The organism is Nitrospina sp. P1_D6 (assembly GCF_052156615.1).
Classification (GTDB): domain Bacteria; phylum Nitrospinota; class Nitrospinia; order Nitrospinales; family Nitrospinaceae; genus Nitrospina.
On the sequence record NZ_JBQKUN010000005.1, the window covers coordinates 15,689 to 30,285 of the forward strand.

The following is a 14,597-nucleotide window of genomic DNA, read 5'->3' on the forward strand; positions in this document are numbered from 1 at the left end:
AGCTATGGTACAGCTTTTTCTTACGAAAAACCAACTTAGAGAAAGCTAACCAAAGTTTTCAGGCGTGCTGCTTGAGGATGCGGTCGATGCCCGCGGTGGAGACGATGTGCGTGTCCATGCCGATCTCCTCCGGCGAGAACCCGAGCGCCAGCGCCACCAGCTGCGGCAGGTGCAGGATCGGCATCACGTAGCCGGCCTCGCGCAGGTTGTCGATTTCCGGCTGGTAGGAGTCGAGGCTCAGGTGGCACAGCGGACAGCCGGTCACGACCACGTCCGCCCCCTGCTGCGCGGCGTCGATGAGCGCGTTGCCCGCCATTTCGTGCGAGGCTTCCTTGTTCATCATGATGATGGGGAAACCGCAACACTTGATGCGGTTGTCGTAATACACCGGTGTCGCCCCGAGGATTTCAAACAACTCTTCCAGCTCCGTCGGGTTGTCCGGGTCGTCGTACTCGGAAAGTTCGGACGGGCGCAGCACGTAACAGCCGTAGAACGCCGCGGCCTTGAGGCCGGTGAGCGGACGCTTGATCTTCTCGCGCAGGCGTTTTTTGCCTTCCTCGGTGGCGAGGATGTTGGAGAAGTGCTTGATCTGAATCTTGTCGCCCTGGTACTGGTGGCCGCCTTCTTTCAGGATGTAGTTGATGCGATCCTTGTATTCGCCGCCATCGTTCAGGTTGCACTCGGATTTCTTCAGGTTGCCCTGGCAGGTGGAACAGATGGTGACGAGGTCCAGTCCCTGCTCTTCGGCGATGGCGAAGGTGCGCGCATTGAGGGCGTCGGTGAGGGTCGGGTTCTTTTCCGAGAGCACACCCGCGCCACAGCAGGCGGCGCTTTTCATTTCCACGTATTCGATACCCAGCGCCTGGGCGGATTTCGTCGTGGCCAGCATCAACTCGCGGGTCGCGCCTTTCGACACGCACCCGGTGAACAGTGCAAACTTCATTCTCCCAACTCCTCGAAGATACGCTTCACGTCTTTCTGGTCATCGATCGAACGATGGATGATCGGCGGCACCTTGCCCTTGAGCACCATGCGCAGGCCGACGGGCAGAAGGTCCATGAGGCCCTTGATGTTGAAGTAGCCGACCGATTCGACGGGCAGGGTGTTTTCGTTCAGCCGCCCGCTGTGCTTGATCGATTTCGCGAACGACAACGCGTGCCGCGCGCCGTTGTTGTTGGTTACGCCTTCGTCCAGCGCCACCTTCATTAATTCTTTAATCCGGTAAAACGGCCGCGCCGGTTTCGGACAGCGTTCCACGCATTCCGCACAGTGGGTGCAGTCCCAGATGCCGCCCGGCTTGCTGAGCTCCTTGATGCGTTCCTTCCTCGCCTGGTCGCGCGAGTCGTCCACAAAGCGCTGGGCCTTGGCGAGTGCCGCCGGACCGAGGAAATTGTCATCCACCTCCAGCATGTTGCAGTCGGAGTAACAGTTGCCGCACATGATGCAGGTGCTGGTGTCGTCGAGCAGTTTGAACTGCTCGGGACTCATGCGGTGTTCTTTTTCCGGCGGTTTCTCGTTGTTTTCGAGATACGGTTTGACCGCGTCGATCTTGTCCCAGAACGGTTTGAAATCCACCACCAGGTCCTTGATCGGTTTCATGTTGCCGAGCGGCTCGATGGTGACCTTGCCGTCTTTCAACAGGTGCGCGGCCTGGCGCTGGCAGGCCAGCACGGCGCGTCCGTTCGCCTTCATGCCGCAGGAGCCGCAGATGGCGCTCCGGCAAGACATTCGGTAGGTCAACGTGCCGTCCTGGGTCCACTTGATGTGGTTCATGCAGTCCAGCAGGGTCGCCCCTTCCGGAAAATCGTATTCGAATTCCTCGTAATACGGTTCGGCCTGCTTTTCCGGATTGAACCGCTTGATGCGAAAAGTAGCCATCAGTACGTTCTTTCCTTCGGTTGAAATCGAGTGATGACGACCGGCTTGGTTTTCAGATCCAGGCCGCCGTTCTGCCCATAGACCAGTGTGTGGTGCAGGTATTTTTCGTCGTCGCGTTTGGGAAAGTCGGTGCGGTAATGTCCGCCGCGGCTTTCTTTCCGGTTCAACGCGGCGGTGGCGATGATCTCCGCCATCATCAACATATTGCCCAGTTCGATGATCTCATACAACTCGGAATTGAAAATCTTGCCCTTGTCGGTGACCTTGCCTTTTTTGAACCGCACCTGGAGCGCGCGCATGGAATCGACGCATTCCTTCAGGTTTTCTTCATTTCGGAACACGCCGCACAGACGCATCATGGTCTGTTTCATTTCATTACGGACATCATTGTAGCTTTCCGTGCCTTCGCGTTGGAAGATTTCCTCGATGGATTTGAGCACGCGGGCTTTTTCCTGGCCTTCGTTGACCTGACCAAACGTGGCTCCACGGCCATATTCCAGCGCGGAGCGTCCCGCACGTTCTCCAAAGACGGTGGCATCCAGAAGGGAATTGGTACCCAGCCGGTTGGCGCCGTGAACGGAGACGCAGGCGCACTCGCCCGCAGCGAAGAATCCTTCCACCGCTGTGCCGTCTCCATCGCGCACCACCTGACCATGGATGTTGGTCGGGATGCCGCCCATCGAGTAATGCGCCGACGGCTGGATCGGCAACGGATCCTTCACACAATCGACGCCGATAAAATCGATGCCCAGCTGCCGGATCTGCGGCAGGCGTTCCATGATGCGTTTTTCGCCGAGGTGCCGCAGGTCGAGGTGGATGAAATCCTCGCCGTTGACGCCGCGGCCTTCGTCGATCTCGCTCTGCTCGGCGCGCGCCACGATGTCGCGCGGCGCCAGTTCCATGCGCGACGGTGCGTATTTCTCCATGAAACGGTCACCGGCTCCATTCAGCAGGTATCCCCCCTCTCCCCGTGCTGCTTCTGAAAACAGAATGCCCTGCCGCCACAACCCGGACGGATGAAACTGCACGAACTCCGGGTCCTCCAGAGGCAGTCCCGCGCGGATGGCGGAAATGGCGCCGTCCGCCGTGCTGGCGAATGCGTTGGTGGTGATCTGGAACACGCGGCCGTAACCGCCGGTGGCCATGACGACCGCCTTCGCCTGGATCACTTCCACTTCACCCGTACGGATGTCGCTGACCACCACACCCTGGCAACGGTTGTCCTGGATGATCAGCTCGTGGAAATACCACTCGGAATAAATCTTGATCGATTTGCTGTTTTTGAGAACCTGTTCGTGCAGGGCGTGCAGGATGGCGTGTCCGGTGCGGTCTGCGGAGAAACAGGCGCGCGGTTTGGAGTGCCCGCCGAAACTGCGCTGGGCGATGCGCCCGTCTTCCATCCGGCTGAACACGCAACCGAAATGTTCCAGTTCGTAGATGACACGCGAGGCGGACTTGCAGTATTCCTCCACCGCATCCTGGTCGTTCAGGTAATCCCCGCCCTTGACGGTGTCGAACATGTGCTCTTCCCAGGAATCGTCCTCGGAGTTGGCCAGCGCGGCGGCAATGCCGCCCTGCGCGGCGCCGCTGTGCGACCGCGAAGGATAGACCTTGCTGAGAATACCGACATCCAGTTCCTTGCACACTTCCAGGGCGGCGCGCATTCCCGCCAGGCCCGCCCCCACTATCAATACGTCGTGCTTAATCAATCGCCACCTGCTTGTTTCGAAATAGAGTTAACTGTTTGATTTATATAGAATCCATAACGCTGTCCGGTCCGAATACAGACCCGGCGGGGGTGCCCCCGGCGAAGCATTCCATGGGCGAGATGTGTCGCAACCTGTCAGGGAAGCCGTTAAAATAGAAGGGGCATTGAACCACCAACCCGAAGGGGTTGTCAAGAAAAATGAGGTAATGGTTTGCAAACCCCAATAGCTGGTATATACTAGCGCAACTTGTAAAAAATCAATACCTCGTGCCGAAGTCCGCAATCTGCGGACCATCCTGAAATCGATCCCGTGCGAACCGCCTTACGGCCTCCTCCACTGGTGAACCGGAAAACAAAATACCACTATGGAACAAGTTGAATTCGAAAGCCTCCTTTTGCCTGAGGAGGTCATGGAGGGAATCCGCAGTGCCGGGTTCCAGCACTGCACCCCCATCCAGGCGAAAACCCTTCCCCACGCACTCGAAGGCAAAGACGTCGCCGGACAGGCGCAGACCGGCACCGGAAAAACCGCCGCCTTTCTGATCGCGCTGTTCACCAAACTGCTGCGGACGCCGAAACCCGAACAGAAAGGCAACACCTGGGTGGCGCCACGGGGACTCGTCATCGCGCCGACGCGCGAACTCGCCATCCAGATCGAACGCGACGCCCACGAACTGGGCCAGCACACGGGATTCCGCACCGTCTGCATCTACGGCGGTGTCGATTACGACAAGCAGAGGGAAGAAATCAGGAAAGGCGTGGACCTGCTCATCGTCACGCCGGGCCGCCTGATCGATTTTTACAAACAGAAATTCTTCAGCCTGAAATCCGTCGAGGTGCTGGTCATCGACGAAGCCGACCGCATGTTCGACATGGGTTTCATCAAGGACCTGCGCTACATTCTGCGCAACATTTCGCCTTACAACAAACGCCAGTCGATGCTGTTCTCGGCGACGCTGAACCACCGCGTCATGGAACTGTGCTACGAGCACATGAACGATCCGATCCCGGTGCGCATCGAGCCGGAAAAACTGGTGGTGGACAAGGTGGACCAGAAGATGTACCACGTCGGTTCGCACGAGAAATTCAGCCTGCTTCTGGGCCTGCTCAAGCAGGAACAGGGTGACAAGGTCATCATCTTCACCAACACCAAGGCGGAAGCGGAAAACCTGGAGTTGCGCCTGCAGCACAACGGTTACAACGCCGCGCAGATTTCCGGCGACCTGCCGCAGAAAAAACGCATCAAGACGCTGGAGAAGTTCACCGAAGGCGAACTCAACATCCTGATCGCCACCGATGTTGCCTCGCGCGGACTGCACATCGACGACATCACGCACGTCATCAACTACGACCTGCCGCAGGACCCGGAGGACTACATCCACCGCATCGGCAGAACGGCGCGTGCGGGCAAGCGCGGCGACGCCATCAGCCTCGCCTGCGAGGAGTACGTGGACAACCTGGTGCGCATCGAGGAGACGTTGACGGTGAAGATTCCCGTCGAGTGGCCGGAAGAAGAGATGTTCGAGGAAGAGCTGCCAGGCACCCCGCCCCGGCGCAAGCCGAGACCGTTCGGGCAGAGACGCCCCGGCGGCGGCTCCGGTCCGGCCCGCAACGGACGTCCCCCGCGCCGCAGTGGAAGCGGCGGAGGTGGAGGCAATCGCGGCAGTGGAGGCAGCGGCGGTGGCAACCGGTCGCGCGGCCGCAGGTCCTCCAACCCCCGGCGCCGAAGCGGTCCCAACCCCTCCAGTTCGTCCACAAGTTAAAACCTGCTCTTTTTTTTCTTACCCCACCGCCGAATCCAACTTCCGATTCATTTTTCCAAAAGAATGCTTTCAACCCTCCCCTCCTGCCAAAGGAGGGGATCAAACACAGATTCTTCGTCGCCTGTACCTCTTCGGAATGACATTCCGGGATACCATCTGTCATTCTGAGCGTAGCGAAGAATCTAGGTTTTATCTGTGTTCGTCTGCGTACACCGGAGGTCCCTTTCATTTTTCTTTCAGGAACATCCACCAGATCGGAAAATAAATAATCAGAGGCACACATCCCAAATCGAGGAGAAGCGGCAGCCAGAAGAATTCGTTGAGGAGGGGAACGGGGAGCGTGAGGAAGCCGATCATGCCGAATAGGCCGCCGAGGAAGGGAACGCCGGAGCCGACTTTTTCTTTACGGATCACCCCTTTATAAAACACCACCGCGTTGACCCCCGCGAACAGCAGGAACAACCCTGCCAGCAACCCGCCACCGACCCACGGCATCCATGAGCCGATGAAATGTGTCTCGATAAATTTTCCCAAAATTGTTCAAGCCCCCCTCATCCTGAGCGAAGCGAAGAATCTATGGTTTATCTGTGTGCATCGGTGGTTCCTACCCCTTCAACAGTTTTTCGAACGCGGCTTCGTCGAGGACGGTGACGCCGAGTTTTTTCGCCTTGTCGAGTTTGCTTCCCGGGTCGGCGCCCGCCACCACGTAATCGGTTTTTTGCGATACGCTGGATGTCACCCGTCCGCCGGCCTTGTGGATGAGCGCCTTCGCCTCCTCCCGCGTGAAGTTGTCCAGCGTTCCCGTCAGCACGAACTGCCTGCCGGAAAGCGCGCCGTCCCCGGCTTGCTCCGTGCGCTCTTCTTCCATCACCACGCCCATCTCTTTCAAGTGCGCGATCTCTTTCTTGTTTTTGTCTTCGTCGAAAAACTGGCACAGGCTCTCGGCGATCTTTGGGCCGATCTCGTCGATCGACTCCAGGTCGTCGAAGCTTGCCTTCTCCAGCGCGTCAATCGTGTGAAACGTGTTCGCCAGCACCTGGGCCACGCGCTGGCCGACGAAGCGGATGCCCAGCGCATGGATGAGCCGGCTCAATCCGGCCCGCTTGCTTTTCTCGAGGGCGTCGATCAGGTTCTGTGCCGACTTCTCCGCGAAGCGTTCGAGGTTCTTCACCTCCTCGTGCTTCAGCGTGTAGAGATCCGACACCGTCTTCACCCGGCCGGAGTTGACCAGCTGTTCCACCACGGCGGTGCCCAGATGATCGATGTCCATTGCGTCGCGCGAGGCGAAATGGAGCAGGTGTTCCTTCAACTGCGCCGGGCACGAGGCGTTGACGCACCGCCACGCCGCCTCTCCTTCCTGCCTCACGATCGGCGTATCGCATTCCGGGCAGGTTTTGGGCATGGTGTACGGCTTGCCGCGTTGGGTTCCCTCCGGCGTCACCACGCGCACGACTTTCGGGATGATTTCCCCGGCCTTGACGATGACGACATCGTCGCCGACGCGCACGTCGAGCTTCTTGATCTCGTCTTCGTTGTGGAGCGTGGCGCGTTTCACCGTGGTGCCCGCCACCAATACCGACTCCAGCTCCGCCACCGGGGTGATGGCCCCCGTCCGCCCCACCTGCACGTTGATGGCGTTCACCTTCGTCTGCGCTTCCTCCGCCTCGTACTTGTACGCCACCGCCCAGCGCGGATGCTTGGCGGTGTACCCCAGCTTGTTCTGCGACTTGATGCGGTTGACCTTGACGACCAGCCCGTCCACGTCGTAATCCAGGGTCTTTCGTTTCTCCTGCCAGCGGTCGATGAGTTTTCGCACCGCGTCGAAGTCCTTGCAAAGCTCGGTGTGCGGGTTGGTGCGGAAGCCGAGTTGCTTGAGCGTCTGCAATGCATCGTAATGGGTCTCGAACGCCGGGCCCTCGATGTGGCCGACGCTGTACACCCAGATGCGGAGCGGCCGCTCGGCGGTGATGGAGGGATCGAGCAGACGCACCGACCCGGCGGCGGCGTTCCGCGGATTGGCGAACGGCGTCTCGCCGCGCTCTTCACGCGCGGCATTGAGTTTCTGGAATCCGGTGTGGTCCATGTACACCTCGCCGCGCACTTCAAGGTACTTGTGTTTCAGTTTGGACTGATCGAGGGACAGCGGCACCGAGCGGATGGTCTTGAGGTTGGCGGTGACATCTTCTCCCACTTTGCCGTCGCCGCGCGTCGCACCCTGCACGAAGCGGCCGTTGTCGTAGGCGAGGGTCACGCCGAGGCCGTCGATCTTGAGCTCCACCACGTACTGGACGTCCTCCGTGCCCAGCGTCTTGCACACGCGTTGATGAAAGTCTTCCACCTCCTCGACGTTGTACGTGTTGTCGAGGCTCATCATCGGCACCTTGTGCTCGACGGGATCGAACTTCTCCGACGCCTTGCCGCCGACCCGCTGTGTCGGCGAGTCCGGCGTCACGAGCTCCGGATGCTTCGCTTCCAGTTCTTCCAGCTTCTTATAAAGCCGGTCGTATTCGCGGTCGCTGATCTCTGGCTGGTCGAGCACGTAGTACTGGTGATCGTGGTGGTGGATGTCGCGGCGGAGTTGTTCGATTTCTTTTTCGATTTTGGAAGCCATCGGGGATGCGCGGGATCGGGTTGGATTTGGGAACTCAGGGAAGCTCCAGGTTCAGGGTGACATAATACCCGGACTGGCCGCGTTGAACGAGCAGTAAAACGGAAGAATGCTTGCGCGCCTCGATGAGCGCTTCGTTGAAATCCGCCGGGTCCTTCACCACCACCCGGTTGACCTGCCGGATGACATCACCGGGACGTATGCCGATCCGGTACGTCTCGCTGTTGCGCCGCACACTGACGATGACCACCCCCTGCGACGTGGCCAGGCGAAAGCGCTGGCGCAGATCCGGCGTGATCCCACGCACTTCAATACCCAGTCCTTCCTTGGCGAACTGCAATGCGGCGTTGTCCGGAATCTTCACCACATCCAGCCGCAGGCGGGCGTCGCGTCCCGACCGCCGGTAGGTGATCTCCATGCTGTCGCCGACCGTGTACGACGTCAGCTTGCGTTTGAAGTCGGCCTTGTCCAGAAGTTCGTGGCCGTCGATGGCGGTGAGTATGTCGCCGGGCTTCAACCCGACACGGCTTGCGGGGCTGTCCCTGAAGACCTGCGTGACCAGCGCGCCGCGGGTGTGGTCCATCGCAAACTGGCGCGCCAGCATGGGGGTCAGGTCCTGCACGGCCACACCGATCCAGCCGCGGAACACCTCGCCGAATTCGATGAGGTCTTCGACGATGCGCCGTGCGGTGTCGATGGGGATGGCAAAACCGATGCCCTGCGCGTCCTGGAAGATGGCGGTGTTGATGCCGATCAGTTCGCCGTTGATGTTGAGCAGGGGGCCGCCGCTGTTGCCGGGGTTGATGGACGCGTCCACCTGGATGAAATCGTTGTAGATTTCCCGTTTCCCGGCGTGGATGGTGCGGTCGAGGGCGCTGATGATGCCGGAGGTGACGGTGTGCTTGAGGCCGAACGGATTGCCGATAGCAATGACGGTTTCGCCGATCATCAGGTCGTGCGAGCGGCCCATCTTCACGTGCGGCAGGGGCTGGTCGGAATCGATCTTGATCACCGCCAGGTCGGACTTGAGGTCGGCGCCGATCAGCTTCGCGTCAAACTCGCGGTTGTCGATGAGCGTCACCTGGATGCGCACGGCCTTGGCGATGACGTGTTCGTTGGTCAGGATGTAGCCGTCCGGGTGGATGATCACGCCGGAACCGAGACTGCGCCGCTGGGATCCCCGCGAGTCGAACTGGCGGAAGAAAGGGTCGAGCAGCCCATTGCCGAAAAAATCGCGGAAGGGGTTTTTGACTTGAGGGGGAGCTTCTTCCGTGAAGATGTTGACGACGGCGGGACCGACCTGTTGGACCGCTTCGACCACCGGCGTGCGGCGCGGGAAGGGGCCCGCATCCGCCACCGGAACCCGGGCCAGTCCGCCGGCAAGAGCGATCGCCGCGAGCAGGCAAACGGCACGCACCCATCGGTTCTTCATCATGATTCTTCAGGCGTGAAAGACAACACGGAGCGGGAGGGCCCCTGCCCCGCCGCTCCGTGTGTGATTGTGGAATGTGAGATCCGCCGGATCAGTTCAGCTTCACCGCAATGTAAATCGTGGTGCCGCCGCGTTTGACCAGCATCAGCGCCGTGTCCCCGGATTTCAACCCGCGGACCGCCGACTGGTAATCCTGCACATTGGTCACCGGTTTGCGGTTGACCTCGGTGATGATGTCGCCGCGACGCAGTCCCGCCTCACCGCCGGATTCCCCCGGGGTGACGTCGGACACCAGGACTCCTTCTATGGATTCCAGGTTCATGCTCTGCGCCAGCTCCGGAGTGATGTCCTGCGTCTGGATACCGAGCGGGTCCAGAGCGGCAACCTTGGTCTCTTCATCTTTGAGAACGGCGATGGTGACGGAGATGTTCACTGGCTTGCCATCACGGATGACCTTCACGTTGACGGCTTCACCCGGAGGCGTGGCGGCAACGATTTTCGGCAGGCTTTCCATCGTATCCACGGTCTCCTTGCCGAACTGAACGATCACGTCCCCGCGCTTGATGCCCGCCTTTTCCGCAGGACCGCCGGGAATGACATCGCCAACCAGCGCACCTTCAAACGATTTCAGGTTGAAGGAGTCTTTGAGTTCCGGAGTGATCTTCTGGATCATCACACCCAGCCAGCCGCGGGTGACGGTGCCCTTCTCTTTCAGGTCGGGAAGGATGGATTTCACCATGTTGATGGGGATGGCGAAACCGATGCCGACGTTCCCACCCGTGCTGCCGGAGATGATGGCGGTGTTCATTCCGATCACCTGGCCCTTGATATTGAGCAAAGGCCCGCCGCTGTTTCCCGGATTGATGGAGGCGTCGGTCTGGATGAATTCATCATACGGACCGGAACCGATGGCGCGGTCCTTGGCACTGACCACACCCACGGTCACGGTATGACTGAGACCGAAGGGGTTGCCGATGGCCATCACCCATTCGCCGACTTCCAGCTTGTCGGAATCGCCGAAGTCCAGGTGCGGGAACTTCACCTTGTCCTTACCGTCCAGGACCAGTTTGATGAGGGCGATGTCGGTCTTGGGATCACTTCCCACGAGCGTTGCCTCGTATTCCTTTTCGACGGCGCCGCCATCGTCTATGTTGACAATGATTTCATCCGCGCCCTGCACGACGTGGTAGTTGGTGAGGACCAAGCCTTCCGGACTGATGATGAAGCCGGAACCCATGCCGCGCCTCGGCTGCGGGTCCTGCTGACCGAAAAACCGGTCGTAAAAATCCTGAAACGGCTCGCGCGGTTCACCGCGAAACCGGGGATCACCGCCACGAGGAGTCCGCGAACTCATCTGCGCCTTGCCCCGAATGCTGATGTTGACCACGGCCGGATTCTTTTCTTTGGCGATTTCCACAAAAATATTGCTTCCCAGCGGCATGCTCTGACTGCTGAGGGCGTGGGCGGAATCCGCCAAATCGATGCCGGCCATCGGACCGGGAACGGTCGCGGGAAACGTCCACAGAAATACCAGGAAACTGATGGCGGAAACTCTCTTTAACTGATTAAGCATTGGGAATCCTCGTTTTATAACCGTGTGGGCAATGGCTTGGATCGCGTGGCCGGTCGGGCCAGCCAGGCTCCATTGCCGGATAAAAATGATAAGAATAAGCGGCCAACAATCCTTGGCTTGAACAGATAGTGGGGGCAAATCGACCGCAAAATTCCATCCAGATGAATGCGGGAAACCTGAAAACCTGTTTCGGGATTGGTCAAAAATCATCGACTTGTACTAAATTATATAATGTCCATTTCTGCATTTACAACTCTAAATCCAGCGGTTTTATCCTATTGATTCAATTACATATTGACTCCATGGATGGGATCAAAGATAATCAAAAACGACTATCGGCGGAACATCTCCGGGGGATGTTCCGGTCAACCCGCAACCTGATAGCCAACCATTTTGAAATCGGGGTGGTCTCAGCTTGCATCCGCAAGACACGGGAGGCGCCCATCCTTGCCCCAACCATGACGAGACAGGAGCTCTCCACGGTGGACACGCCATGAGCCTGTTCCTCACCGCCATCGGACTGATGATGATTTTTGAAGGTATCCCTTATTTCTGTTTTCCGGATCAAGTCAAAGCCCTGGCTGCAAAGATTCCATCCATTGAAAACGGTGTGCTGCGCGGCCTGGGGTTTGTCATCATCGTTCTGGGGCTGGTCGTCGTATATTTTGGGAGGTTAATGTATTCCAATGACTGAATCGATCCAACGGACCCTTGTCGCCACCGCCGTTTTTGCCCTTCTGGGCCTCACCGGTTGCGCGGACACGCCGAAGAAAGCCACCGGCCCCGCACCGGAACAATCCCCGCCGCCGTCCGTGGCCATGCAGTTTCCCAGCGTCCCCATCCCGAAAGGCATTGAGCTCGACCGGGGCAAAACGTTCATCTACGAATCGGGAAGCGGTGATATCAAAGTGGGCAGGCTGGTATTTTCCGTCTGGAACAAGACCGAGGATGTAGTGGATTACTTTCGTACCGAGATGGTGCAGAACGGCTGGACACCCCTCCAGATTGTGGAGCACGACACACGCATCATGCTTTACCAGCGCAAGGGCCAGGTCTGTACGGTCAGCGTGACGCCGTCCCACCTCGGCAAGACACACATTGAAATCCAGATCGGCCCGAAATAAACTTTCAGACATTCCGGGCCACACGGGGACGGTCATTTTCATGAGACGGGCCCGCCCTTGATTCGTATCCATCGAAAGGGTTTCCAGGCCCTGAGGCAACGCTCCATGTCTCGTCAGGATTCCAGCAACCGACAACGTATTCTCAATTTTCCCGTTCATCCGGAATACACCTTCGAAAATTTCATTCTTTCCACAGGTTCGGACTTTGCCTTCACCACAGCCCGGCAGTTTTCCACGCCCGGCACCGCTCCCTCGCAAAGCCTGTTCATTGCAGGCGCGGCAGGACTCGGAAAAACCCACCTGTTGATGGCCGCCGGCAACCTTGCTTCCGAAACCCAATCCGCCCTTTACATTCATTGCGACGATTTTCTTGCAACCGTGGCTGGCGGCGAGAAATCGAACGAAGCGGCCCTCGCTCCTCTGGAAACGGTGGATCTGCTGCTGATGGATGACATGGACCGCATTGCGGGCCACACCGAAGCGCAAGAGAAGCTGTACCTGGTTTTCAACACGCGCCGCGAACACGACAAACGAATTGTTTTTGCCGGGCGCACTGCCCCCAACCGCCTGCCTGATACCGAAAGTTACCTGCGCTCGCGTTTCCAATGGGGCGTGACGGCGGAGCTGGGACCGATCGACGACGCCACCACCGGGCAGCTGGTCAAAAAGCTCGGACAGGACATGAACCTGGAAGTTCCGGATAAAATCACGCACTATCTGCTCACCCGTCTGCCGCGCGACTTTTCATCGATCAAAAACGCTGTGTCCCGTATAAACACGGAATCCCTGGCGCGCAGGCAGAAGGTCACCCTGCCACTGGTCAAAGCGGCCCTCGGCCTGCAGGACTCATGACATGACCACTCCTTCCGTGGAAAACATTGCCTGCCTCGTCGATCACCTGGCCGCAACCGTTCCCAACCGCGATGCCCTGGTGGTGCCGCGCGCCGACAGCGGCCGACGCATCACCTTCCGCCAACTGCAACGGGAAACGCACCGGCTTGCGGACGGACTGCGCCAGTCCGGGCTTGCCCACGGCGACCGGGTGCTGGTGATGGTGCCGTTCGGCATCGAATTCGTCACGCTTACTTTCGCGCTGTTCCGCATCGGAGCGGTTCCGGTGCTGATCGATCCCGGTCTCGACCGCAAACAGGTGCTGACCAGTATCGAGAACGTGGCGCCGACCGGGTTCATCGGTGTGCCCAAAGCTCATCTCGCAAGGCTGGTGTACCGCAGGCATTTCAAATCGGTCACACAATGGGTGACGGTGGGAAGACGCTGGTTGTGGAGCGGGATCACCCTGCGGTCCCTGCGCGCTCGTGGCCGCCGTGATGCGGTCCCGGTTGCGACCCGGCCGGACGACCCGGCGGCGATCCTGTTCACCAGCGGCAGTACGGGACCGCCCAAGGGCGTGCTTTACACTCACCGGATGTTTACCCTGCAGGTCGAAAAGATAAAACAGCTCTACGGCATCACCATTGGGGAAGTGGACCTGCCGACATTTCCGTTGTTCGGCCTGTTCGGCGTGGGCCTCGGAATGACCTGCGTTCTGCCGGACATGGACCCCACCCGCCCGGCAAAGGTGAACCCGGAGAACATCCTCGGTCCCATAAAGCAATTCAACATCACCAGCAGTTTCGGGTCGCCCGCCCTGTGGGACACGGTGACGCGGTATTGCATCGAACACGGCCGAAACCTGGAACCGCTGAAACGCATCCTGATCGCCGGGGCGCCGGTGCCGGGATCGTTGCTCGAACGATTCGACCGCATTCTGGCTCCCGACGCAAAAGTCCACACCCCCTACGGCGCGACGGAAGCCCTGCCGGTATGTTCGATCGAACGGCGGGAGGTGGTGGACGAAACCTGGCAGCACACTCAGGAAGGTGAGGGAACCTGCGTCGGCAAACCGGTGGAAGGCGTGAAACTCAAAATCCTGGGCATCACTGACGACGCCATCCCGCAATGGGATGCCTCGCTGGAAATGCCCGAGGGGACCATTGGTGAAATTGCGGTCACGGCCCCCTGGGTGACACACCGGTATGTGTCCCTGGAGGATGCCAACCGCAAATCAAAAATCAAGGACGGGGAACGTACCTGGCACCGTATGGGTGATGTGGGATACCTGGATGAGCAGGGCCGGTTGTGGTTCTGCGGCAGGAAAAGTCACAGGATCGAAACGGAGGCGGGGCCACTGTTCACCATCATGTGCGAGGCCATCTTCAACCGCCACCCCCAGGTGAGGCGGTCGGCATTGGTCGGGGTTGGAAACAAAGGTCAGCAGATTCCAGTTGTCGTGGTCGAATTGAACGATCCCCCGTCCATCAAGGACCCGGCGACGAAGACTCGTTTGCTGGCGGAACTCCTGGAACTGGGCTCAGGCAACCCGGTCACGAGACCCATCGACATGGTGCTGTTTCACCCGGGTTTTCCGGTAGACATCCGGCACAACGCGAAAATCAACCGCGAGAAGCTGGGCGACTGGGCGGCGGTCAAACTTGCCGACCAGTGAGGGGC

General features: G+C 59.2%; 12 protein-coding genes. 5 read left to right on the forward strand and 7 right to left on the reverse strand.

Going from position 1 to position 14,597, the window contains the following annotated elements:
• Positions 1-58: 58 nt before the first annotated feature.
• From ACTRXA_RS09655 to ACTRXA_RS09665, 3 genes are read right to left on the reverse strand one after another with little or no spacing between them, the layout of a single operon-like run.
• Positions 59-943, reverse strand: a complete 885-nt coding sequence (locus ACTRXA_RS09655; RefSeq protein ID WP_237100792.1) for a CoB--CoM heterodisulfide reductase iron-sulfur subunit B family protein — start codon at positions 941-943, stop codon at positions 59-61.
• On the reverse strand, positions 940-1,878 hold the full coding sequence (locus ACTRXA_RS09660) for a succinate dehydrogenase/fumarate reductase iron-sulfur subunit (protein ID WP_442426990.1): 939 nt from the start codon (positions 1,876-1,878) through the stop codon (positions 940-942). Before ACTRXA_RS09660 ends, ACTRXA_RS09655 begins: the two co-directional genes overlap by 4 nt.
• Complete coding sequence (locus tag ACTRXA_RS09665) at positions 1,878-3,587, reverse strand: FAD-binding protein (RefSeq protein WP_442426991.1); 1,710 nt, start codon at positions 3,585-3,587, stop codon at positions 1,878-1,880. The genes ACTRXA_RS09660 and ACTRXA_RS09665 overlap by 1 nt, the downstream gene beginning before the upstream one ends.
• 364 nt (positions 3,588-3,951) lie before the next feature.
• On the opposite strand from ACTRXA_RS09665, the gene ACTRXA_RS09670 reads away from it, so the two are divergent.
• Positions 3,952-5,349: a DEAD/DEAH box helicase gene (locus tag ACTRXA_RS09670; RefSeq protein WP_442426992.1), complete on the forward strand. Its 1,398-nt coding sequence runs from the start codon at positions 3,952-3,954 to the stop codon at positions 5,347-5,349.
• 225 nt (positions 5,350-5,574) lie between these two features.
• On the opposite strand, the gene ACTRXA_RS09675 is transcribed toward ACTRXA_RS09670, so the two are convergent.
• From ACTRXA_RS09675 to ACTRXA_RS09690, 4 genes are all read right to left on the reverse strand, one after another.
• A complete protein-coding gene (locus ACTRXA_RS09675) occupies positions 5,575-5,883 on the reverse strand; it encodes a hypothetical protein (RefSeq protein ID WP_442426993.1) in 309 nt (102 codons plus the stop codon).
• A gap of 70 nt (positions 5,884-5,953) precedes the next feature.
• Positions 5,954-7,960, reverse strand: a complete 2,007-nt coding sequence (gene ligA / locus ACTRXA_RS09680) for an NAD-dependent DNA ligase LigA (RefSeq protein WP_442426994.1) — start codon at positions 7,958-7,960, stop codon at positions 5,954-5,956.
• Between the two features lie 34 nt (positions 7,961-7,994).
• Positions 7,995-9,392, reverse strand: coding sequence for a Do family serine endopeptidase (locus tag ACTRXA_RS09685; RefSeq protein WP_442426995.1), 1,398 nt, complete (start codon positions 9,390-9,392; stop codon positions 7,995-7,997).
• Positions 9,393-9,480: 88 nt separating this feature from the next.
• On the reverse strand, positions 9,481-10,962 hold the full coding sequence (locus ACTRXA_RS09690) for a DegQ family serine endoprotease (RefSeq protein ID WP_442426996.1): 1,482 nt from the start codon (positions 10,960-10,962) through the stop codon (positions 9,481-9,483).
• Between the two features lie 493 nt (positions 10,963-11,455).
• Between ACTRXA_RS09690 and ACTRXA_RS09695 the strand changes: the two genes are divergently transcribed.
• The 4 genes from ACTRXA_RS09695 (at position 11,456) to ACTRXA_RS09710 (ending at position 14,592) form a co-directional block, all read left to right on the forward strand.
• Positions 11,456-11,656 carry a DUF2065 domain-containing protein gene (locus ACTRXA_RS09695; RefSeq protein ID WP_005011511.1) on the forward strand — a complete coding sequence of 67 codons (201 nt, stop codon included), beginning with the start codon at positions 11,456-11,458 and terminating at the stop codon, positions 11,654-11,656.
• Positions 11,649-12,086, forward strand: coding sequence for a hypothetical protein (locus ACTRXA_RS09700; protein WP_005011513.1), 438 nt, complete (start codon positions 11,649-11,651; stop codon positions 12,084-12,086). The genes ACTRXA_RS09695 and ACTRXA_RS09700 overlap by 8 nt, the downstream gene beginning before the upstream one ends.
• 105 nt (positions 12,087-12,191) lie before the next feature.
• Positions 12,192-12,938 (forward strand): DnaA/Hda family protein, encoded by a 747-nt coding sequence (locus ACTRXA_RS09705; protein WP_442426997.1) that lies wholly within the window; start codon positions 12,192-12,194, stop codon positions 12,936-12,938.
• A 1-nt stretch (position 12,939) separates the two neighbouring features.
• Positions 12,940-14,592: a fatty acid CoA ligase family protein gene (locus ACTRXA_RS09710; protein WP_442426998.1), complete on the forward strand. Its 1,653-nt coding sequence runs from the start codon at positions 12,940-12,942 to the stop codon at positions 14,590-14,592.
• The last annotated feature ends 5 nt before the right edge of the window (positions 14,593-14,597 follow it).

Coding starts and splice junctions, on each gene's coding strand:
- ACTRXA_RS09655 (WP_237100792.1), bottom strand. CDS start 943: ATGAAGTTTGCACTGTTCACCGGGTGCGTGTCGAAAGGCGCGACCCGC.
- ACTRXA_RS09700 (WP_005011513.1), top strand. CDS start 11,649: ATGACTGAATCGATCCAACGGACCCTTGTCGCCACCGCCGTTTTTGCC.
- ligA (WP_442426994.1), bottom strand. CDS start 7,960: ATGGCTTCCAAAATCGAAAAAGAAATCGAACAACTCCGCCGCGACATC.
- ACTRXA_RS09705 (WP_442426997.1), top strand. CDS start 12,192: ATGTCTCGTCAGGATTCCAGCAACCGACAACGTATTCTCAATTTTCCC.
- ACTRXA_RS09660 (WP_442426990.1), bottom strand. CDS start 1,878: ATGGCTACTTTTCGCATCAAGCGGTTCAATCCGGAAAAGCAGGCCGAA.
- ACTRXA_RS09690 (WP_442426996.1), bottom strand. CDS start 10,962: ATGCTTAATCAGTTAAAGAGAGTTTCCGCCATCAGTTTCCTGGTATTT.
- ACTRXA_RS09670 (WP_442426992.1), top strand. CDS start 3,952: ATGGAACAAGTTGAATTCGAAAGCCTCCTTTTGCCTGAGGAGGTCATG.
- ACTRXA_RS09685 (WP_442426995.1), bottom strand. CDS start 9,392: ATGATGAAGAACCGATGGGTGCGTGCCGTTTGCCTGCTCGCGGCGATC.
- ACTRXA_RS09710 (WP_442426998.1), top strand. CDS start 12,940: ATGACCACTCCTTCCGTGGAAAACATTGCCTGCCTCGTCGATCACCTG.
- ACTRXA_RS09695 (WP_005011511.1), top strand. CDS start 11,456: ATGAGCCTGTTCCTCACCGCCATCGGACTGATGATGATTTTTGAAGGT.